The organism is Rahnella sp. Larv3_ips (assembly GCF_003697865.1).
In the GTDB taxonomy this organism is placed as follows: domain Bacteria; phylum Pseudomonadota; class Gammaproteobacteria; order Enterobacterales; family Enterobacteriaceae; genus Rahnella; species Rahnella rivi.
In genome coordinates, this window is the sequence record NZ_MJIB01000004.1 from 810380 (window position 1) to 829508 (window position 19129).

Annotated in this window: 19 protein-coding genes; 11 read left to right on the forward strand and 8 right to left on the reverse strand. The window is 55.0% G+C overall.

Annotated elements, in window-relative coordinates; all coding sequences use genetic code 11:
- The 3 genes from ED901_RS06100 to ED901_RS06110 all read left to right on the forward strand — a co-directional run.
- Positions 1–371, forward strand: a 371-nt coding sequence (locus tag ED901_RS06100) for a sorbitol dehydrogenase family protein (RefSeq protein ID WP_240993875.1), incomplete at its 5' end; no start/stop codon positions are given.
- A complete protein-coding gene (locus tag ED901_RS06105; protein WP_122095313.1) occupies positions 364–1968 on the forward strand; it encodes a GMC family oxidoreductase in 1605 nt (534 codons plus the stop codon). The genes ED901_RS06100 and ED901_RS06105, both read left to right, overlap by 8 nt.
- A 22-nt stretch (positions 1969–1990) precedes the next feature.
- The gene (locus ED901_RS06110; protein WP_122095314.1) at positions 1991–3310 is read left to right on the forward strand and encodes a c-type cytochrome; all 1320 of its coding nucleotides are present in this window, start codon (positions 1991–1993) and stop codon (positions 3308–3310) included.
- 46 nt (positions 3311–3356) lie between these two features.
- On the opposite strand, the gene ED901_RS06115 is transcribed toward ED901_RS06110, so the two are convergent.
- Positions 3357–4463, reverse strand: coding sequence for a diguanylate cyclase (locus tag ED901_RS06115; RefSeq protein WP_122095315.1), 1107 nt, complete (start codon positions 4461–4463; stop codon positions 3357–3359).
- A 273-nt stretch (positions 4464–4736) separates the two neighbouring features.
- Here ED901_RS06115 and dauA point away from each other — a divergent pair, with 273 nt between their 5' ends.
- Positions 4737–6404 carry a C4-dicarboxylic acid transporter DauA gene (gene dauA / locus ED901_RS06120; protein ID WP_122095316.1) on the forward strand — a complete coding sequence of 556 codons (1668 nt, stop codon included), beginning with the start codon at positions 4737–4739 and terminating at the stop codon, positions 6402–6404.
- Between the two features lie 76 nt (positions 6405–6480).
- On the opposite strand, the gene kdsA is transcribed toward dauA, so the two are convergent.
- The 6 genes from kdsA to hemA all read right to left on the reverse strand — a co-directional run bounded on the left by kdsA (position 6481) and on the right by hemA (position 11897).
- On the reverse strand, positions 6481–7335 hold the full coding sequence (gene kdsA, locus ED901_RS06125) for a 3-deoxy-8-phosphooctulonate synthase (protein WP_056770704.1): 855 nt from the start codon (positions 7333–7335) through the stop codon (positions 6481–6483).
- A 95-nt stretch (positions 7336–7430) separates the two neighbouring features.
- The gene (sirB1, locus tag ED901_RS06130; RefSeq protein WP_122095317.1) at positions 7431–8240 is read right to left on the reverse strand and encodes an invasion regulator SirB1; all 810 of its coding nucleotides are present in this window, start codon (positions 8238–8240) and stop codon (positions 7431–7433) included.
- A 2-nt stretch (positions 8241–8242) separates the two neighbouring features.
- On the reverse strand, positions 8243–8632 hold the full coding sequence (locus tag ED901_RS06135; protein WP_122095318.1) for a SirB2 family protein: 390 nt from the start codon (positions 8630–8632) through the stop codon (positions 8243–8245).
- Between the two features lie 44 nt (positions 8633–8676).
- Entirely contained in the window at positions 8677–9519 is an 843-nt protein-coding gene (gene prmC, locus ED901_RS06140; RefSeq protein ID WP_122095319.1) for a peptide chain release factor N(5)-glutamine methyltransferase, read from the reverse strand.
- Positions 9519–10601 (reverse strand): peptide chain release factor 1, encoded by a 1083-nt coding sequence (gene prfA, locus ED901_RS06145; protein WP_056770715.1) that lies wholly within the window; start codon positions 10599–10601, stop codon positions 9519–9521. Before prfA ends, prmC begins: the two co-directional genes overlap by 1 nt.
- Before the next feature lie 33 nt (positions 10602–10634).
- On the reverse strand, positions 10635–11897 hold the full coding sequence (hemA, locus tag ED901_RS06150) for a glutamyl-tRNA reductase (protein WP_056770718.1): 1263 nt from the start codon (positions 11895–11897) through the stop codon (positions 10635–10637).
- 262 nt (positions 11898–12159) lie between these two features.
- Here hemA and lolB point away from each other — a divergent pair, with 262 nt between their 5' ends.
- The 3 genes from lolB (at position 12160) to prs (ending at position 14758) form a co-directional block, all read left to right on the forward strand.
- Positions 12160–12783, forward strand: a complete 624-nt coding sequence (gene lolB / locus ED901_RS06155) for a lipoprotein insertase outer membrane protein LolB (RefSeq protein WP_056770726.1) — start codon at positions 12160–12162, stop codon at positions 12781–12783.
- Between the two features lies 1 nt (position 12784).
- Positions 12785–13648: a 4-(cytidine 5'-diphospho)-2-C-methyl-D-erythritol kinase gene (gene ispE / locus ED901_RS06160; RefSeq protein ID WP_122095320.1), complete on the forward strand. Its 864-nt coding sequence runs from the start codon at positions 12785–12787 to the stop codon at positions 13646–13648.
- Between the two features lie 162 nt (positions 13649–13810).
- A complete protein-coding gene (gene prs, locus ED901_RS06165; protein WP_104921955.1) occupies positions 13811–14758 on the forward strand; it encodes a ribose-phosphate diphosphokinase in 948 nt (315 codons plus the stop codon).
- 127 nt (positions 14759–14885) lie between these two features.
- On the opposite strand, the gene ychH is transcribed toward prs, so the two are convergent.
- Complete coding sequence (gene ychH / locus ED901_RS06170; protein ID WP_056770734.1) at positions 14886–15158, reverse strand: stress-induced protein YchH; 273 nt, start codon at positions 15156–15158, stop codon at positions 14886–14888.
- 292 nt (positions 15159–15450) lie between these two features.
- Between ychH and pth the strand changes: the two genes are divergently transcribed.
- From pth to ED901_RS25325, 4 genes are all read left to right on the forward strand, one after another.
- The gene (pth, locus tag ED901_RS06175; RefSeq protein WP_037034067.1) at positions 15451–16041 is read left to right on the forward strand and encodes an aminoacyl-tRNA hydrolase; all 591 of its coding nucleotides are present in this window, start codon (positions 15451–15453) and stop codon (positions 16039–16041) included.
- Between the two features lie 157 nt (positions 16042–16198).
- Positions 16199–16822, forward strand: coding sequence for a response regulator transcription factor (locus tag ED901_RS06180; RefSeq protein WP_056770737.1), 624 nt, complete (start codon positions 16199–16201; stop codon positions 16820–16822).
- Positions 16822–18351 (forward strand): MASE1 domain-containing protein, encoded by a 1530-nt coding sequence (locus tag ED901_RS06185; RefSeq protein ID WP_056770739.1) that lies wholly within the window; start codon positions 16822–16824, stop codon positions 18349–18351. Before ED901_RS06180 ends, ED901_RS06185 begins: the two co-directional genes overlap by 1 nt.
- An 89-nt stretch (positions 18352–18440) precedes the next feature.
- Positions 18441–19129: MFS transporter (locus tag ED901_RS25325; RefSeq protein ID WP_240993876.1), on the forward strand; the 689-nt coding region annotated here is incomplete at its 3' end.

The following is a 19129-nucleotide window of genomic DNA, read 5'->3' on the forward strand; positions in this document are numbered from 1 at the left end:
ATCTGGCTCAGGCGCTTTACAGCTGGCTGCATCAGTCACAGCAAAGTACCCAACTTGATACTCAGCTCGACGCCCTTTCCGCACTGATCACCGCGCACAGCGGCGTGGACGGTGATGATTTGCATCAGTTGCTGGCGCAGCAACCGGCCGAACTGGCGCAGTTGTATCAGCAACTGGTCAGCGGCTGGTATCTCGGCGTGGTCGGTCAGCCCGGCAGCCAAAAATGTATCGGATTCGAAAATATCGTCAGCTATCAGTTGCTGAAAAATAACCTGCTGCCTCCGAGCTACGCACCGGGCGAACCGAATTTCTGGGTCAATAAACCTGCTGCTTCGCAACAACTTTCCACGGAGGTGATGGCTCATGGCTGATGCACTGAATGCAGATGTCGTTGTTATTGGCGCCGGTATTGCCGGTTCTCTTGCTGCACTGAAAATGGCGAAAGCCGGGGTTTCCGTGCTGATGCTGGATTCCGGACCGGTCATCAAACGCGACGAAGCGGTTGAGTTGTTCCGCCAGTCACCGCTCAAAGGCGACTTCACCGAACCCTATCCGCCTAAGCCGTGGGCGCCGCAACCTAAATTCCAGCCAAAAGATAACAACTATCTGATCCAGAAAGGCCCGGATATTTATGCCGCCCAGTATCTGCGCGGCGTCGGTGGCACCACCTGGCACTGGGCCGGACAGGCGTTCCGCTTGCTGCCTAACGACATGAAGATCAAAACGCTTTACGGCGTGGGCCGCGACTGGCCGATCGGTTATGAGGATCTGGAACCCTATTACACCGAAGCCGAAATTCAGATGGGCGTTTCCGGTGACGATGCGCTGGATTCTCCGCGCTCGCAGCCCTATCCGTTACCGGGCATTCCGCTGCCGTACGGGTTCGATCGCATCAGCAAACGCATCGCCAAACTCGGTTACGTACTGGGGATTGGCCCGCAGGCGCGTAACAGCATTCCTTACGACGGCCGCCCGGCCTGCTGCGGTAACAATAACTGCATGCCGGTGTGCCCGATTGATGCGCAGTATCACGGTGGCATTTCCGCGCGCAAAGCCATCGACGCCGGTGTGCGGGTGATTGCCAACGCCGTGGTGTACAACATCGAAGCCAATGACAGCGGCGACATCGTCGCCGTGCATTATCTCGATGCAGATAAAGTGGCGCATAAAGTCACCGGCAAACGCTTCGTGCTGACCGCAAACGGCATCGAAAGCCCGAAACTGCTGCTGATGTCCACCAGCGATAAATACCCGAACGGTATCGCCAACAGCTCCGGAATGGTCGGCCGTAACCTGATGGATCATCCGGGCACCTCGGTGGAGTTTTATGCCGATGAACCGGTGTATTTTGGCCGCGGCCCGATTCGTCCGGGCAGTATCAATAACCTGCGCGACGGCGACTTCCGCAGCGACCGCTCGGCGTTACGTATCGACGTCGCCAACACGTCGCCGGTGCGTTATCTGACCGAGCGTCTGGTGCGTCAGGGCTATTACGGCAAAGCGCTGAACGACAAACTGACCTATCAGTCGGAGCGTTTTATTCAGCTGAAATGTCTGCTGGAAATGCTGCCGGAGCCGGAAAACCGTGTGGTTCTCAGCAAAACCGAAAAAGACGAATGGGGTATTCCGCGCCTCGAAGTGCACTACAAATTCCCGGAATACGTGCACCGCGGTTATGACCAGTCGATGCTTGATTTCCAGAAAATCGTCAAAGAAATGGGCGGCACTGAGGTGGTGTACAGCAAGCGCGGCGTGTACGACAACAACCAGCACATCACCGGCACCATGATCATGGGCAGCGATCCGCAGGATTCGGTGGTGGACGGCGACTGCCGTACGCACGATCACCCGAATCTATTTATCGCCGGTACCGGCATTATGCCTTCCGCTTCAACGGTGAACTCCACGTTGTCGGGAACCGCTCTGGCATTGCGTATGGCTGATACGGTGCTGAAAAGCCTGGCCTGATTGATTTTCTGAGGACTGAGTAATGAAAATGAAATTCATGCTGGCGTTGCTGCCGTTACTGGTAGTGGCCGGCGCACGCGCTGATGACGCCGCGGGTCATACCGATTTAATCAAGCGCGGCGAATATCTGGCGACAGCCGGTGACTGTACCGCCTGCCATACCGCGCCGGGCGCGGATAAAACCGCGAAATTCGGCGGCGGTTATCCGCTGGCATCGCCATTTGGCGTGATTTACGGCACCAATATTTCTTCTGACAAACAGTTTGGTATCGGCAACTGGACGGACGACGAATTCGTGCGCGCGGTGCGTGACGGTGTGGGCAAAGACGGCCAGCAACTTTATCCGGCCATGCCTTATGACTCCTTCACCAAAATGAAACGTGAAGATGTGCTGGCGATCAAAGCGTACCTGATGTCGCTGCCAGCGGTGAATTCCGCGGGGCCGCAAACGGATCTGTCATTTCCGTTCAACCAGCGCTGGGGCATGCGTGTGTGGAAGATGTTTAACTTTGACGAAGGCGAACTGAAAAACGATCCGTCAAAATCTGCTGACTGGAATCGCGGCGCGTATCTGGTGGAGGCACTGGAACACTGCGGCACCTGCCATACACCTCGCACGCTGACCATGGGCATGGACACCGACAAGGCGTTTTCGGGCGGTGATTTGGGCGCGTGGGTAGCTTTCAACATCACGCCGGATAAAAATGCCGGGATAGGCACCTGGTCGCAGCAGGATCTGGTGACTTACCTGAAAACGGGCTTTGTGGCCGGTAAGGCGTCGGCGTCCGGGGCGATGGCAGAAGCCATAGAGCACAGTTTGCAGCATCTTTCAGACAGCGACCTGAATGCCATCGCCACCTATATCCGTTCCGTTCCGGCCATCGGTGATGACAAACAGACAAAACCGCGTGATGCGTGGGGCCGTCAGAATCAGGATGTGTATCCCCTGCGTGCAGAGGGGCTGACCATTGACCAGTCGGCGGCGGCACTCTTTAATGCCAGCTGCGCAGCCTGTCACGGCAAAGGCGGCGAAGGCAGCGGTGAAGGGTTCCATGCGTATCCGTCGCTGTTCAGTCATACCAGCACCGGTTCATACGACAGCCGTAATCAGGTGTCCGTTATCCTCAACGGCGTGCAGCGCCACATGGATAAAGGCGAAATCATGATGCCGTCGTTTGCCGATCAGCTTAATGACCAGCAGATTGCCACGCTAAGCAATTATGTCAGCACGCAGTTTGGTAATCCGGCGGGCGCGACGGTCACGGCAAAAGAGGTGGCGAAGATGCGTGAAGCCGCTGATTTGCCCTCTCCGCCAAAAATCGAAGACGGCATGCAGAAATAATCTGTCAGGGTAAAATCAATTCAGGGAGCCGTTGTCAGGCTCCCTTTTACATTCCGGGATAATCTCGTTTAGCGCCCAGCGACGAAAGCGTCAGGATCGAACTGGCCACCACACGGTTTTTGCCCTGCCGTTTTGCCTCATATAACGATAAATCAGCCAGTTTCAGCGACTTGCGGATGATCATACCCGGCAGGTAAAGGGATACACCAAGTGACACCGTCACGTTAAGCACCCGTCCATCCTCGAGAATAATGGCGCAATCCTCCACTTCCTTACGGATGCGTTCGGCAATGGCCATGAGCGTGCCGGGGTCGCAGGTCGAGGTCATCACCAGAAACTCCTCACCGCCGTAACGCCCGGCGAAATCATCGCTGCGCGTCAGGTGGCGTAATAACCGCCCCACTTCGGTCAGCACTCTGTCTCCGGCCAGATGACCAAAAGTGTCGTTAACCTGTTTGAAGTTATCGATATCCAGCAAAATCAGTCCGCAGGCTTCGCGCTGTAACTGCCTCTGATCCAGCCAGTAATCGAGACTGGCGCGGTTGTTTATCTGCGTCAGTTCATCGGTCGCCGCCTTCACGCGGATAGTGAAGACTTTGCCCATATAAATTTCTTTATAATTGAGGGCGTGATAACACAGGATCATGCAACCGGCAGAAATGATCTGATAAACCAGCAGTTCTGACCAGGGAACCTGAATGCCATGAATGCTGGAAATTAACGTCAGCCGGAAAGCACCGATCAGGATAATGGTGATATACAGTTCACGGTGTTTGCGCCTGCGCCAGACGCGGAATAAAAACAGCGTGCCAAGAATGATGGCGATAAACAGATTGTTCAGCGTAAACATGCCGTTGAACACAAAAGACACAATAAAACTGCACAGCCCGCTCAGCCAGCCGCCGAAAAAGGTCACTAAAATCATCGGCAACATTTCAAGACTGAAAGATAAATCGTCGACCAGTACCAGACGATTACTGCGTAAATATAAGGCAGTCATCCCGGCCACCACGCCGAAAACGATCCGCTTCCAGTGTGAGCCTTTGAAGGTAAAAGGTTCGCTGCGGCTCAGGAGAAAAAAGATGATCGACAGCGTGGCATAGGTAACACAAATATCCCCATACAAGCTTCTGAGCGATAAGATATCCGGCATAGATAAATGCGTCCCCTTACGGTTTTCCCTCCAGATTACGGGTTTTAACTTAAATATAGATGATCAATGCCCCGAAAGTTCCTCACCGTGAAATATAGCGGGACGTGTCACATTGTCGGGAATTAAACTGGCGCACAGACTACACACCAAAGGCCGTTCACTCCTTGATTTATATCTAGATACCCTCAGGCGAATCGGCGTAGGCTGAGTGCTTTCGGGTAAAGGAAGACCTGTGTTCTTTTCAATCCTTTTTCGTCAGGTGGTTTACGTCGTATGAATACCTCAGGAAGTCGCCGTGTCAGGCTGTTCAGTGCGCTGATTGAAGCCTGTATCCTTGAAAAATACTCTCTCCCGCGTTTACTTAAAGACGCCATTGCCGGTGTCACCGTCGGGATCATCGCGATCCCGCTTGCCATGGCGCTGGCGATTGCCAGCGGCGTGCCGCCGCAGTACGGGCTTTATACGTCAGCCATCGCAGGGATTGTGATCGCCATTTGCGGCGGTTCGCGTTTTAGCGTGTCCGGACCGACCGCGGCTTTTGTCGTGATCCTGTTCCCGGTGTCGCAACAGTACGGCCTTTCCGGCTTGCTGCTGGCGACGCTGATGTCCGGTTTCATGTTGCTGCTGATGGGGCTGGCGCGTTTTGGCCGGCTTATCGAATACATTCCCCTGCCGGTGACCCTGGGTTTCACCTCGGGGATTGCCATTACCATCGGGACCATGCAGCTCAAGGATTTCTTCGGGCTGTCGATGGCTTCAGTCCCGGAACATTATCTGAGCAAAGTGGCGGCGCTGGTGATGGCGCTGCCGACGCTGGATTACGGTGATGCGGCCATTGGCATCGTGACGCTTGCCGTTCTGATCGGCTGGCCGAAACTCGGTTTACGCGTTCCGGGGCATCTTCCTGCGCTGCTGGCAGGCTGCGCGGTGATGGCGATTTTCATGCAGGCCGGGCACCCGGTGGCCACTATCGGCTCACGCTTTCATTATCTGTTGCCAGACGGTTCGCAGGGCAACGGCATTCCGGCGATCCTGCCACAGTTCACGTTGCCGTGGAGTGCGTCCGGCGGCAGTGGTCTGAGCTGGTCACTGGTTCAGGCATTGTTACCGGCAGCCTTTTCGATGGCGATGCTTGGCGCCATTGAGTCGCTGCTCTGCGCAGTGGTGCTGGACGGGATGACAGGCAAAAAACATCATTCCGACAATGAACTGATCGGTCAGGGTATCGGTAATATCGTCAGTCCGTTCTTTGGCGGCATCACAGCAACGGCGGCCATTGCCCGCTCGGCAGCCAATGTGCGTGCCGGTGCAACCTCACCGGTGTCTGCGATTATTCACTCATTGCTGGTGATCCTCGCCCTGCTGGTACTCGCGCCGTGGTTGTCCTGGCTCCCGCTCGCCGCCATGGCGGCATTGTTGTTGATGGTCGCCTGGAACATGAGTGAAGCGCATAAAGTGGTGGATTTGCTGCGCCGTGCACCCAAAGACGACATTCTGGTGATGCTGACCTGCATGAGCCTGACCGTGCTGTTTGATATGGTGATCGCCATTACTGCCGGTATCGTGATGGCTTCACTGCTGTTTATGCGACGCATCGCCAAACTCACCCGTCTGACCGAGGTGCCTGCGGAGGTTGCGGAAGATACTCTGGTCATGCGCATTAACGGCCCGCTGTTCTTCGCCGCCGCAGAGCGCATCTTCAGCGAATTGCAGGTGCGCAGTGCCGGTAAAAAAGTGATCGTTCTGTTGTGGGATCGCGTTGCGGTGCTCGATGCCGGTGGTGTCAATGCCTTACGGACCTTCATCGCGAATCTGCCCGAAGGCACCGAATTGCGTATCGCTGAGATCCCTTACCAGCCGCTGAAAACCCTGGCCCGCGCCAGAATGCAACCGGTGGCAGGAAAACTGAGCTTCCACAGTTCGTTGCAGGACGCGCTGTAATACTCGCGCTGTAATACTCACGCAGAAATGCAAAAGGCGACCCTCGGGTCGCCTTTGTTTTATCTGATTGCTGCGCTTATTTGCTGGTATCGAGCGCCGGGAAGCTTTTCACCAGATCGTCGATGGCTTTCATCTGCACCAGGAAAGGTTCCAGTTTATCTAATGGCAACGCAGACGGGCCGTCACATTTCGCGTGAGCCGGATCTTCGTGCGCTTCGATGAACAGACCTGCGATACCTACGGCCATGCCTGCGCGCGCCAGTTCTGCTACCTGTGCACGACGGCCGCCGGATGCTGCGCCAAACGGATCGCGGGTTTGCAGTGCGTGAGTCACGTCGAAGATCACCGGATGACCGCCCGTGGCGTTAATCATCACGTTCATACCCAGCATGTCGACGACCAGATTGTCGTAACCAAAGTTGCTGCCGCGATCGCACAGAATCACCTGGTCGTTGCCGCCTTCTTTGAATTTATCAACGATGTTACCCATTTGCCCAGGGCTGACAAATTGCGGTTTTTTCACGTTAATGACGGCGCCGGTTTTCGCCATCGCTTCGACCAGGTCAGTCTGGCGCGCCAGGAATGCAGGTAACTGGATCACGTCAACCACTTCTGAAACCGGCTGTGCCTGCCAGGATTCATGCACGTCAGTGATGATTTTCACGCCGAACGCCTGCTTCAGCTCCTGGAAAATCTTCATGCCTTCGTCCAGACCCGGACCACGGTAAGAATGAATCGACGAGCGGTTGGCTTTATCGAAAGACGCCTTAAACACGTAAGGAATACCCAGTTTCTGCGTCACAGTGACGTAGTGTTCGCACACGCGCATCGCCATTTCACGCGACTCGAGTACGTTCATCCCACCGAACAACACAAACGGCAGATCGTTGGCGACTTTGATGTCCTGAATGCTAACCACTTTATGTTTCATGCTTTGGCCTTTTTAGTGATAAATCCTTCATCTGAGGCAGCCTCAACAGGCAGTTTTTCAACACGCGTCAGATGATAATGTAAGGTAATAATAAATTAATGCAGCGTAACCTGCTTGTGTTCAATCGCATGGATCTGCACTTTGATGACTTCTGAAATCGGGTCTTCCGGGCATTGTTCGACAAAGTAGCTGAGATCGGAAATAGCCACCTGATTACAGTCGAGCTGAACGTAAATCAGACCGCGATCGCGGATTTCATAAGGATCTTCCGGGTCGAACTGCAACACGGTTTCACTTGCCCGCAGCGCCATTTCAAACTGCTTTTCTTCCATCAGCGCGGCTTTCAGCGTATCGAGCATTTTGCGCACGATCACCGTGTTTTCCGCTTCTTCCAGATCGTCGTCTTCGATTTCTGCCGTTACGCCCAGATTGCCTTTCAGCCAGACGCTGAGCATGTGCTCGTTGAGCGTGTCGCCGTTGATGGGGTTAAGCAACCACATCTCTTCATCCAGCCAGTCAGCGCGTAAAATCAGCTGTGTCGGGAAAATCACCGGCATCAGTGGCAGATTCAGTTCATGGGCGATATGCAGGAAAATCACACCCAGCGACACCGGCGTGCCCTGCCGTGAAGCCAGCACTTTGTCGATCCAGATAGCATCCGACAGGCGATAGACACCGCCCGCGCCACCAAATCCCCAGGTGCGATAAAACAGTTCAATCAGGACTTCCAGTTGCTGATCCTGATCGAGATTTTCAGGCACGACGCTGCGCGCTTCATCCACCAGCACTTGTAACTGGCGGCGGACATCCTCCGCGTTGAAATCAAAGCGCACGGATTCCGTCACTTTGATCACTCCGGTACTGAGAGGGGCCGTGTTAAATTCAAAATCAGCAAGCGTACTCATAGTTATCCCAATAGCAGCGGTATTTTCGTCAGGGCCAGTTTGAGAACCAGATAGAGACAAGCGAGCGCCAGAATAAAGGCCAGCCAGCGTGTTTTCTGGCTAAGAGGTCGCTTGCTCAGGGCTACAAAACCCAACGCAATATAGATAATAACGCCGAAAAGCTTTTCGGTCAGCCAGGTTCCCTGTGGGCTGAACGGATAAAAGTGGGTGATGAAGATAAGTGAAATACCGCTTATTAACAACAGCGTATCCACCATGTGCGGCACGATCTTCACCCAGCGTTTCTGCATCATAGCAGAACCCGCCCATTTCCAGAAAAAACGTAAAACAAACAGCGTAATACTCAGCGTAATAGTGAGCAGATGCAGATTTTTCATCCAGACGTATGCCATTACCCGCTTCCTCAGATAGGGTTAATTATTATGCGGTCAGGCGATCACAACGCTGGCAGCATCCACTGTCCAAGCGTGACACGATCGTTATCACCGTAATCTTTCACGGTGGAAATCTGCTGATAACCGGCCTGGCGCAACAACGCCTGAACATCATTCGCCTGCTGCCAGCCGTGTTCGAGCAGTAACCAGCCGCGATCCTGAAGATACGCGGGTGCGCTGCGAATAATTTGAGCCAGATCAGCCAGACCGGCATTATCTGCCACCAGCGCGCTCGCGGGCTCAAAACGCACGTCACCTTGCACCAGATGAGGGTCGGCAGCATCAATATAAGGAGGATTACTGGCGATCAGCGCAAAAGTTTCACCGGTGACCGGCGCAAACCAACTGCCCTGTAAAAATCGCGCATTCGGGATAGCCAGTTTTCGGGCATTGTGTTGCGCCAGGCTGACGGCATCGGGTTGCACATCAACGCCGGTTAACTGGCAGTCGGGGCGTTCGCTGGCAACAGCCAGGGCAATCGCGCCGGTGCCGGTGCCTAAATCCAGCACGCGTACCGGCTCAGGCGGTAAATGCGCCAGCGCCTGCTCGACCAGGCATTCAGTATCAGGACGGGGAATTAAGGTAGCGGGAGAAACCGAGAGTGGCAGCGACCAGAATTCACGTTCACCGGTCAGATAGGCAACCGGCTCACCCTGCTCGCGTCGCGCAAGCAGAGTCTCCAGTTGCTGAAGTTGTTCAGCGGTCAGCAGGGTTTCGCCAAACGCCATAATGAAAGTTCTTGCCCGGCCAGTCACAAAACCGAGCAAGATTTCCGCGTCGCGTTTCGGGCTTTCACCCGCCGCGAGACGGCGGGTGGCATCACGCAGCCAGCACTGAAAATCCATTAATCCTGCTCAGAAAGCGCGGCGAGCTGATCGGCCTGATATTCCTGCACGATCGGCTGAATCAGCGTATCCAGCTTGCCTTCCATCACTTCATCCAGACGGTAAATCGTCAGGTTGATGCGGTGATCGGTGACCCGGCCCTGCGGGAAGTTGTAGGTCCGGTTACGGTCTGAACGGTCGCCGGTGCCCAGCAGGTTACGGCGTGTTGACGCTTCTTCGGCATGGCGTTTTGCCACTTCGGCAGCGCGAATACGCGCGCCCAGCACAGACATCGCTTTGGCTTTGTTTTTGTGCTGTGAACGTTCATCCTGGCATTCCACCACGATACCGGTAGGAATGTGGGTGATACGGATGGCGGAGTCAGTGGTGTTAACGTGCTGACCGCCCGCGCCGGAGGAACGGAAGGTATCGATACGCAAATCACCGGCGTTAATTTCCGGCAATTCGGCTTCCGGAATTTCCGGCATCACGGCAACGGTACAGGCCGAGGTATGAATACGTCCCTGCGACTCCGTTTCCGGAACGCGCTGAACGCGGTGGCCGCCCGATTCAAATTTGAACTGACCATAAACGCCGTCGCCGCTGACTTTCGCGATCACTTCTTTATAGCCGCCGTGCTCGCCTTCGCTGGCGCTCACGATTTCCACACGCCAGCGACGCGATTCCGCGTAACGGCTGTACATGCGGAACAGATCACCGGCAAAAATTGCCGCTTCATCACCGCCGGTTCCGGCGCGAATTTCAAGGAAGCACCCGCGTTCATCGTCAGGATCTTTAGGCAATAACAGAAGCTGTAATTGTTGTTCGAGCTCTTCGATGGTGGCTTTGCACTCTTTGATTTCGTCCTGCGCCATTTCGCGCATCTCGGGATCATCGAGCATCATTTCAGCGGTTTCTAAATCGTCCTGCGCCTGACGCCAGGCCAGAAAACATTCGGAGACGGACGTTAACTGAGAATATTCGCGGGAAAGACTGCGGAATTTATCCTGATCGGCGATAACGCTGGCATCGCCAAGCATCGCCTGCACTTCTTCGTGGCGCTCTTGTAACGCTTCCAGTTTGGCAACAATAGAAGGCTTCATGCGTGGTGTTTAACCCTGTGAAAAAAGGAGGAACTATTGCTGACCCAGCCCCAGGCTGTCGCGTAAAATTTGCAAACGCTCCACATCACCGTCGCTGGCTGCCTGTTGCAGAGAACGGGTTGGCGCGTGAATAAGGCGGTTTGTCAATTTGTGGGCTAATTCATGGATCACCGCTTCGACGTCAGCGCCCTGCGCAATCGCTGCGATGGCTTTGGCTTCTGCGTCGGCGCGAATAATATCAGCACGCGAGCGATAATCACGAATAATTTCAACGGCTCCCTGCGAACGCAGCCAGGCCATGAAGTTTGAACTCTCCTGCTCAACGATGGTTTCCGCCTGGATGGCGGCCGCTTTGCGTTGGGCAAGATTGTTTTGAATGATGCTGTGCAGATCATCAACGCTGTACAGATAGGCGTTCGCCAGTTTGCCGACTTCCGGCTCGATATCGCGCGGAACGGCAATATCCACCATCAGCATAGGCTGGTTGCGGCGGGCTTTTAACGCGCGCTCCACCATGCCTTTACCGATGATCGGCAGCGGGCTGGCGGTGGAACTGATGATAATGTCGGCTTCGGCCAGGCGGGAGTCGATATCCTGCAGGCTGATGACTTCTGCATTCACTTCTGTCGCCAGCGTCTGCGCCCGTTCACGGGTACGGTTGGCAATCATCATGTGGCGGACGTTATGCTGATGCAGATGACGCGCCACCAGTTCGATGGTTTCACCGGCACCGACCAGCAACACACTGACTTCCGAAAGGGATTCAAAAATCTGACGCGCCAGCGTACAGGCGGCAAACGCCACAGACACCGCGCTGGCGCCGATATCAGTTTCAGTGCGAACACGTTTTGCCACGGAGAAGGATTTCTGGAACAGACGCTCCAGTTCGCCGGAAACGGCCTGACCGTTTTGCGATTCCGCGAAGGCTTTTTTTACCTGCCCGAGTATTTGCGGTTCACCGAGCACCAGAGAATCCAGGCCGCTGGCGACGCGCATCAGGTGGCTGACGGCTTCATTGCCGTGATGCCAGTACAAGCTTTTACGCACTTCATCTTCACTGAGATGATGATAGTCGCATAACCATTTCACCAGCTGGTCCTGCAAATTCCCCTGCTGTTCAACGCTGAGGTACAACTCAGTCCGGTTACAGGTAGACAACACCACACCGCCCTGCACCAGCGGTTGCTGGAGCAGACTGGAGAGCGCCTGATCAAGTGTCTCGGGTGAAAATGTTACCCGTTCACGCAGAGACACCGGGGCCGTTTTATGGTTGATACCTAATGCAAGCAGGGTCATATGGGAGGCGGTTATCGGCTTATACTTTATATTAGTATGGGTTTACGTCTGCTGCGCATTCTACAAGATGCGCGAGATCAATAAAAGGCATACAGCACCATCGGTTAAATCCAATTACAAATCAGCATTGTCCCAAAACGGATTGATCGCCGATCATCTGCGCAGGGTTGAGATCACCCGCCTCGCTGGCTGTGCTAAACTGACGCACGCCATTATTGCCCTGGCACCTCATTCAGCCATCGCACAAAGGATTTAATCTGTTATGCCAATGCGTAAAGCCCATTTTGTTCGCCTTCTTCCTCTCGCAAGTTTAGTCCTTGCGGCGTGTTCTTTTAATACGCCGAAAGGCCCGGCGACCAGCCCGACGTCCCCGCAATGGCGTGAACACGAAGCGCAGGTCAAGCAACTGGACCACTATCAGACCCGCGGGTCTTTTGCCTATCTTTCCGATAAACAGAAAGTGTACGCCCGCTTCTTCTGGCAACAATATTCCCGTGACAGCTACCGTTTACTGCTGACCAATCCGCTGGGCAGCACCGAAATGGAGCTGAAAGTGCAAAGCGGTATCGCACAGCTGACCAATAATGAAGGCAAGCATTACACCAGCGACAATCCTGATGACATGATCCAAAAACTGACCGGTATGTCGATCCCGCTGGATAATCTGCGTTTGTGGATGCTCGGCCTGCCGGGTGACGGCACCGATTTCACCCTCGACAGCCAGTACCGTCTTTCTCAGGTGAAATTCACTCAGGACGGCAAACCGGGCACCGTGGTCTATCAGAGTTATGACGACGACGCGAAACCGTCCCTGCCGCAGCGTCTGGAAATGACCCAGGGCGAGCAACGCATCAAACTGAAAATGGATAACTGGACGCTGAACTGAGATGACGCAGCAATGGTGGCCGTCTCCGGCTAAACTCAATTTGTTCCTTTACATCATCGGACAGCGTCCGAATGGCTATCACGACCTGCAGACGCTGTTTCAGTTTGTCGATTACGGTGACAGCCTGAGTTTTAACGTACGCGACGACAGCGCCATCGTGCTGACCACGCCAACGGACGGCGTCGCCGATGAAGATAATCTGGTGGTGCGCGCCGCCCGTTTGTTGCAAGCCCATGCAGGTGTTTCGCAGGGCGCGGAGATATCGCTGCAAAAACGTATCCCGATGGGTGGCGGTCTGGGTGGCGGTTCATCAAACGCGGCGACCGTTCTTATCGCCCTCAATGCGTTATGGCAGTGCAGCCTTTGCGATACCGAACTGGCACAACTGGGCGTGACGCTGGGTGCCGATGTGCCGGTCTTTGTGATGGGGCATGCCGCTTTTGCAGAAGGCATCGGCGAGATTTTGCAACCGGTTGAACCGGAAGAAAAATGGTATTTGATTGCCCATCCCGGCGTGACTATTCCGACACCGCTGATTTTTGGCGATCCTGAACTGACCAGAAATACACCAAAACGTACTGTTAATGTGCTGTTGGACACGCCTTACGCAAATGATTGCGAACCGATTGCGAGAAAACGTTTTTACGAGGTTGAACAGCTACTTTCTTGGCTGTTAGAATACGCGCCGTCGCGACTGACCGGGACAGGTGCTTGTGTGTTTGCCGAATTCGACACCGAGTCTGCTGCCCGTCAGGTTTTAGACAAAATGCCAACATGGAGTCGGGGTTTTGTCGCGCAAGGTGTTAATATCTCGCCGTTGCATCATTTTCGCGAAGTCTGGTTGAGAACTGCGGGCAAAGCGTAGAGCGTCACAGTGGTTTTGTGTCTGTTCTTTGCCAGCCAATTATTCAACAGATTTAAGTAGTAAGATTTAGAAGTATCGTGAGCATAATGCTTTGGTACCGCTCACCGCCCGGTGGTACCAAAAGCCAATGTCTTCCCTGGACGCAAGCCTGAGGTTCTTCTCGTGCCTGATATGAAGCTTTTTGCTGGTAACGCCACCCCGGAACTAGCACAACGTATTGCCAACCGTTTATACACCAGCCTTGGTGACGCCGCCGTCAGTCGTTTCAGCGACGGTGAAGTAAGTGTGCAAATCAACGAAAATGTACGTGGCGGAGATATTTTCATTATCCAGTCCACCTGCGCGCCTACTAACGATAACCTGATGGAACTGGTCGTAATGGTTGATGCCTTACGCCGCGCCTCGGCCGGTCGTATCACAGCCGTTATTCCTTACTTCGGTTACGCACGTCAGGATCGCCGGGTTCGTTCAGCCCGTGTCCCTATCACCGCGAAAGTGGTGGCTGATTTCCTCTCCAGCGTTGGCGTTGACCGCGTTCTTACCGTGGATCTGCACGCAGAACAAATTCAGGGCTTCTTCGATGTGCCTGTAGACAACGTATTCGGCAGCCCTATCCTGCTCGAAGACATGCTGCAACAGAATCTGGAAAACCCAATCGTGGTTTCTCCGGACATCGGTGGTGTCGTTCGCGCCCGTGCCGTTGCCAAACTGCTCAACGATACCGACATGGCTATCATCGATAAACGTCGCCCGCGCGCGAACGTTTCTCAGGTGATGCACATTATCGGTGACGTCGCTGGCCGTGACTGTGTTCTGGTTGATGACATGATCGATACCGGTGGCACGCTGTGCAAAGCGGCTGAAGCACTGAAAGAACGCGGTGCTAAGCGCGTATTTGCTTACGCTACCCACCCGATTTTCTCCGGCAATGCAGTAGAGAACATCAGAAACTCCGTCATCGACGAAGTGATTGTGTGTGACACTATTCCGCTGTCCGCTGAAATTCGTGCGTTGAAGAAAGTGCGTACCCTGACCCTGTCAGGCATGCTGGCTGAGGCTATCCGCCGCATCAGCAATGAAGAATCCATTTCTGCGATGTTCGAGCATTAATCATCACGCCCCTGTTTACAGGGGCGTTTTGTTTTCGCCCGGCAGATGTTTTAGCTTGTGCAGAAATGAAAAAAAACCGTTGTGGCGTGAGCGACAACGGTTTTTTTATGCCTGACATCCGGATAAATCAGGAATGGCGATGGGACTTGTTGCAGCGGGAATCATAATGACGTACCCACCAGTAGCGGTCGGCAACGCGTTCGCGTCCGCCTACTCTCGCACCGGTCAGCCATAAGATGGCACCGATGAAGATACTGCCGATTGCGCCGTGGGCCAGAAATTGTGGCAGACCCAGTTCTGGCAGCTGATTTAAAATCGAATAACCAACGCCACCGACCATTGTGAGCAAACCGAGTCCCATCAGGGCATTGCCCAATACTGTTGCGGTTTTACGTTTCATTTGTCACCTCCAGTCGTCGATAGTCTTAGCATCATTGCTGTCTTGTCTTTTTCTGCTTTAACTATAGACGTCCCATCTGGTTCACTTTGAGGCAACGATCACAGACAGAGAACATTGGATGACAAATCTTTACGTTTTCCAGTCAGATACATTCGAAGGGTGAATAGTTATCCGGCTGCATTATTCATTTCCAACGGTATCTACGGCTTTTCCCCTGCCCTTTATTTGGCATGGCACTGACAGGCAGGTAAACTGTGCGCCTAAACCTCACCCGATAAAGAAGCGAAAAACCGTGAGCAGCATTAAATTAATTGTCGGCCTGGCCAATCCTGGTGCCGAATATGCCCAGACCCGCCACAATGCCGGTGCCTGGTACGTGGATCTCCTCGCCCGCCAGCACAACCAGCAACTGAAAGAAGAAAGTAAGTTTTTTGGTTATACCGCCCGTCTGTCACTGGCCGGTCAGGACGTTCGTCTGCTGGTGCCGACCACGTTTATGAACCTGAGCGGCAAAGCGGTGCTGGCGATGGCGCAGTTCTACCGCATCGAGCCGGATGAAATTCTGGTCGCGCACGACGAGCTGGATATCCCGCCGGGCATGGCGAAAATCAAACTGGGCGGCGGTAACGGCGGCCATAACGGTCTGAAAGACATTCAGAGCAAATTCGGCAACAACCCGAATTTCTACCGCCTGCGCATTGGTATCGGCCATCCGGGCGATAAAAGCAAAGTGGTCGGGTTCGTGCTCGGCAAGCCGCCTGCCAGCGAACAAAAGCTGATCGACGATGCGATTGATGAATCCCTGCGCTGTACTGAACTGCTGATGAAGGAAGGCCTGGAAAAAACCATGCGCCGCCTGCATACCTTCAAAGCTGAGCTGTAAATAAGAGTGACGTGGCGCGGAAAACCGCGCCCATTTCTTTCTTCCCTCCTGACTAACTCAAATTCCGTTACCTGCCCTGCAATTCCTCCGTTCCCTGTTGCCAACTGCAACTATTCATGAGCATTATGCGAATCTCATTTACATTCAGTTACGCCTAATGATTAACGTTGCTTTGATTGACGACCACGTGGTGGTGCGTTCCGGTTTTGCCCAGTTGCTCGGCCTTGAGCCGGATATCCAGATTGTCGGCCAGTATGCGTCGGCGGCGAATGCGTGGTCGTCGCTGCTGAAAATGAATATTGACGTGGCGGTGATGGATATCGCCATGCCCGATGAAAGCGGATTAAGTTTACTGTCGCGTTTACGGCAGCAGCGCCCCGATTTCCGCGCCATCATTCTGAGCATTTACGACACCACTGCGTTCGTACAAAGTGCGCTGGATGCCGGTGCCGGCGGCTATCTCACCAAACGCTGCGGCCCTGAAGAGCTGGTGCAGGCGGTCCGCACCGTGCACGCCGGTGGCCGCTATCTCTGTTCCGATGCGCTTCTGGCGCTGCGCCAGAGTCAGCAAACGCCGAAAGCCTTGCAGGCGCTGACACCGCGTGAACGCGAGATTTTCGATCTGCTGGTCAACGGGCTGAGCGTGAAAGCGATTGCCGAACAGCTCGAACTCAGCCACAAAACCGTGCACGTTCACCGCGCCAATATCCTTGGCAAACTCCAGTGCGATACCACCATCGAGCTGGTCCATTTCGCCATACAACATCACCTTCTCGCCTGATGCGCCGGGCTGGTCTGACGCTGTTTCTCGCCATTTTCTACAGCCTGTGCTGGCTGGCGCTGTGGTCGATCAGTTTTTATCTTACGCAAAATGGTCAGCAGGCGATGCTGCTCCTGCCGCAGGGTCTGCGTCTGGCGCTGATGACGCTGCTTTCGCGCCGTTACTGGCCGGTGATGCTGGCGTCAGAATTAGGCATTGCCGTCTGGCTGCACAGTGAACAGTTGCAGACGCACTGGATCATCCTGCTTTCGCCCCTGCTCAGCCTGATCCCCGCCGCACTTGTGCAGCATTTCTGGCGACGGTTTACCCTTTACTGGCAACGGCTTTTACTGTTGCTTGGCGCGGTGGCCGGTAACAGCCTGTTGCAGATGGCGGTACCCGGCCTGTGGCTGAATTCACCGCTGAGCCAGACGCTGCTGGCCTCCTTCACCGGCGGCATTCTGCTGACGCCATTTATCTATCTGATTTATGAATATCTCAAACAGCAGCATCTGCAAAACCTGCTGGCGCAGGAGATCCCCGATCCGCCGCTGCGCACGTCGCTCCTGATCTGGTGTTCGTTGTTCTTCGCCCTCGCCGTCTGTCTGCAAATGACGCTGGCGCCGGAAGTAGAACGGCTGCTGATCATTCTGGTTTTTCTGCCCAACGTGGTGATGGCTTACGCCTTCGGCTGGCAGGGTGGCGTACTGGCGGCGGTGCTGGGCAGCCTGATGATCACGGTCACGCGGCAGATGAGCGGCGCGTTTCACGATTTGCTCGAGCTGGAACTGTTTCTCTCCACGCAGGCGCTGCTCGGTATCGGGCTGGGGATTGCCATCAGCCGTCAGCAGCAGCTGGCGTCGCATCTCAACCGTTACCGTTTGCAGCTTGAGCAGGAGTTGCACACCCGCCGCCAGCTGACGGAGCGGCTGGTGCATACCGAAGAAGCGGTACGCAAGGAAATCGCCCGCGAGCTGCACGATGAAATCGGGCAGAACATTACCGCCATTCAGATCCAGGCGATGCTGGTCGATCGCAGCCCGCCCGGTGCGGCCACCCACGCCGCCGCCAGACAAATTGGCGAACTGTCGCAGCGCATTCACCACACCACCCGCCAGTTATTGCGCCAGCTGCGCCCGCCGGTGCTGGATGAAATGTCGCTCGACGTGGCCCTGCACCATCTGGCGGATGAATTTGCCTTCGCGCAACAGGGCGTCGATTTTCAGCTCGATTACCGCCTGACCGACGCGCCCTCCGATGACACCCTGATTTTCACGCTGTACCGGCTGGTGCAGGAACTGCTCAACAACATCAATAAACATGCCGGTGCGACGCAGGTGCGCGTCAGCCTGACCGTTCAACACAACATGCTGGTGCTGACGGTCAGTGACAACGGCGTCGGCTTTGCCCTGCCGGTGAAAGAAGGCTTCGGGCTGCGCGGCATCGAGGAGCGCGTGCGCGCGCTGGGCGGCGAATGGCTGGTTCATCAGCAGGATGGCACCCGCATAATTGTTAAGTTGCCCACAGATTTGCAAAGAACATCGCCCTGACTAGGACTAATTCCTAGTCATCTAAAACCTTGTCTCATCCGCCCGACAAAACACCCGCCTACACTCGCCTCATCAAGTTGGAGAACACCATGACAGCAACGCCGTTATCCGCCACCGACGTGGATAAAAATTACCGTTACTGGCGCGTGCATTTATTGCTGTCGATGGTCATTGGCTACGCCGCGTTCTATCTCACCCGCCGCAGCGTGAATTTCGCGATGCCGGTGATGCAGCTGGAACTGGGGCTGACCAAAGGCGATATCGGCCTGCTCGGCACGCTGTTTTATCTGGCCTACGGCGGCTCGAAATTTATCTCGGGTATTTACAGCGACCGTACCGGTGCCCGCTGGTTTATGGGCGTCGGATTACTGATGACCGGCGTGCTGAATATTCTGTTCGCCTTCTGCCATTCGCTGACGGCGTTGCTGATTGTCTGGACGCTGAACGGATTCTTTCAGGGCTGGGGATGGCCGCCGTGCGCCAGATTGCTGACCCACTGGTATTCGCGCAACGAACGCGGTTTCTGGTGGGGCTGCTGGAACACGTCGATCAACATCGGTGGCGCGGCGGTTCCGCTGCTCTCGGGTTTACTGGCCGCCACCTGGGGCTGGCAGGCGGCGCTGCTGGTGCCTGGCGCGGTCGGGATCGTTCTCGGGTTATGGCTTTGCCGCCAGCTATGCGGCACACCGCAGCAGGAAGGATTACCCACGGTGGGCGTCTGGCGGCGTGACCCGCTGGAACTGCGGCAGGAGCAGCAAAGCCCGCCGATGAGTATGAC

Bases quoted from the DNA above. Each gene is read 5' to 3' on its own strand.
- ED901_RS06105 (WP_122095313.1), top strand. From the start codon at position 364: ATGGCTGATGCACTGAATGCAGATGTCGTTGTTATTGGCGCCGGTATT.
- ED901_RS06110 (WP_122095314.1), top strand. From the start codon at position 1,991: ATGAAAATGAAATTCATGCTGGCGTTGCTGCCGTTACTGGTAGTGGCC.
- ED901_RS06115 (WP_122095315.1), bottom strand. From the start codon at position 4,463: ATGCCGGATATCTTATCGCTCAGAAGCTTGTATGGGGATATTTGTGTT.
- dauA (WP_122095316.1), top strand. From the start codon at position 4,737: ATGAATACCTCAGGAAGTCGCCGTGTCAGGCTGTTCAGTGCGCTGATT.
- kdsA (WP_056770704.1), bottom strand. From the start codon at position 7,335: ATGAAACATAAAGTGGTTAGCATTCAGGACATCAAAGTCGCCAACGAT.
- sirB1 (WP_122095317.1), bottom strand. From the start codon at position 8,240: ATGAGTACGCTTGCTGATTTTGAATTTAACACGGCCCCTCTCAGTACC.
- ED901_RS06135 (WP_122095318.1), bottom strand. From the start codon at position 8,632: ATGGCATACGTCTGGATGAAAAATCTGCATCTGCTCACTATTACGCTG.
- prmC (WP_122095319.1), bottom strand. From the start codon at position 9,519: ATGGATTTTCAGTGCTGGCTGCGTGATGCCACCCGCCGTCTCGCGGCG.
- prfA (WP_056770715.1), bottom strand. From the start codon at position 10,601: ATGAAGCCTTCTATTGTTGCCAAACTGGAAGCGTTACAAGAGCGCCAC.
- hemA (WP_056770718.1), bottom strand. From the start codon at position 11,897: ATGACCCTGCTTGCATTAGGTATCAACCATAAAACGGCCCCGGTGTCT.
- lolB (WP_056770726.1), top strand. From the start codon at position 12,160: ATGCCAATGCGTAAAGCCCATTTTGTTCGCCTTCTTCCTCTCGCAAGT.
- ispE (WP_122095320.1), top strand. From the start codon at position 12,785: ATGACGCAGCAATGGTGGCCGTCTCCGGCTAAACTCAATTTGTTCCTT.
- ychH (WP_056770734.1), bottom strand. From the start codon at position 15,158: ATGAAACGTAAAACCGCAACAGTATTGGGCAATGCCCTGATGGGACTC.
- ED901_RS06180 (WP_056770737.1), top strand. From the start codon at position 16,199: ATGATTAACGTTGCTTTGATTGACGACCACGTGGTGGTGCGTTCCGGT.
- ED901_RS06185 (WP_056770739.1), top strand. From the start codon at position 16,822: ATGCGCCGGGCTGGTCTGACGCTGTTTCTCGCCATTTTCTACAGCCTG.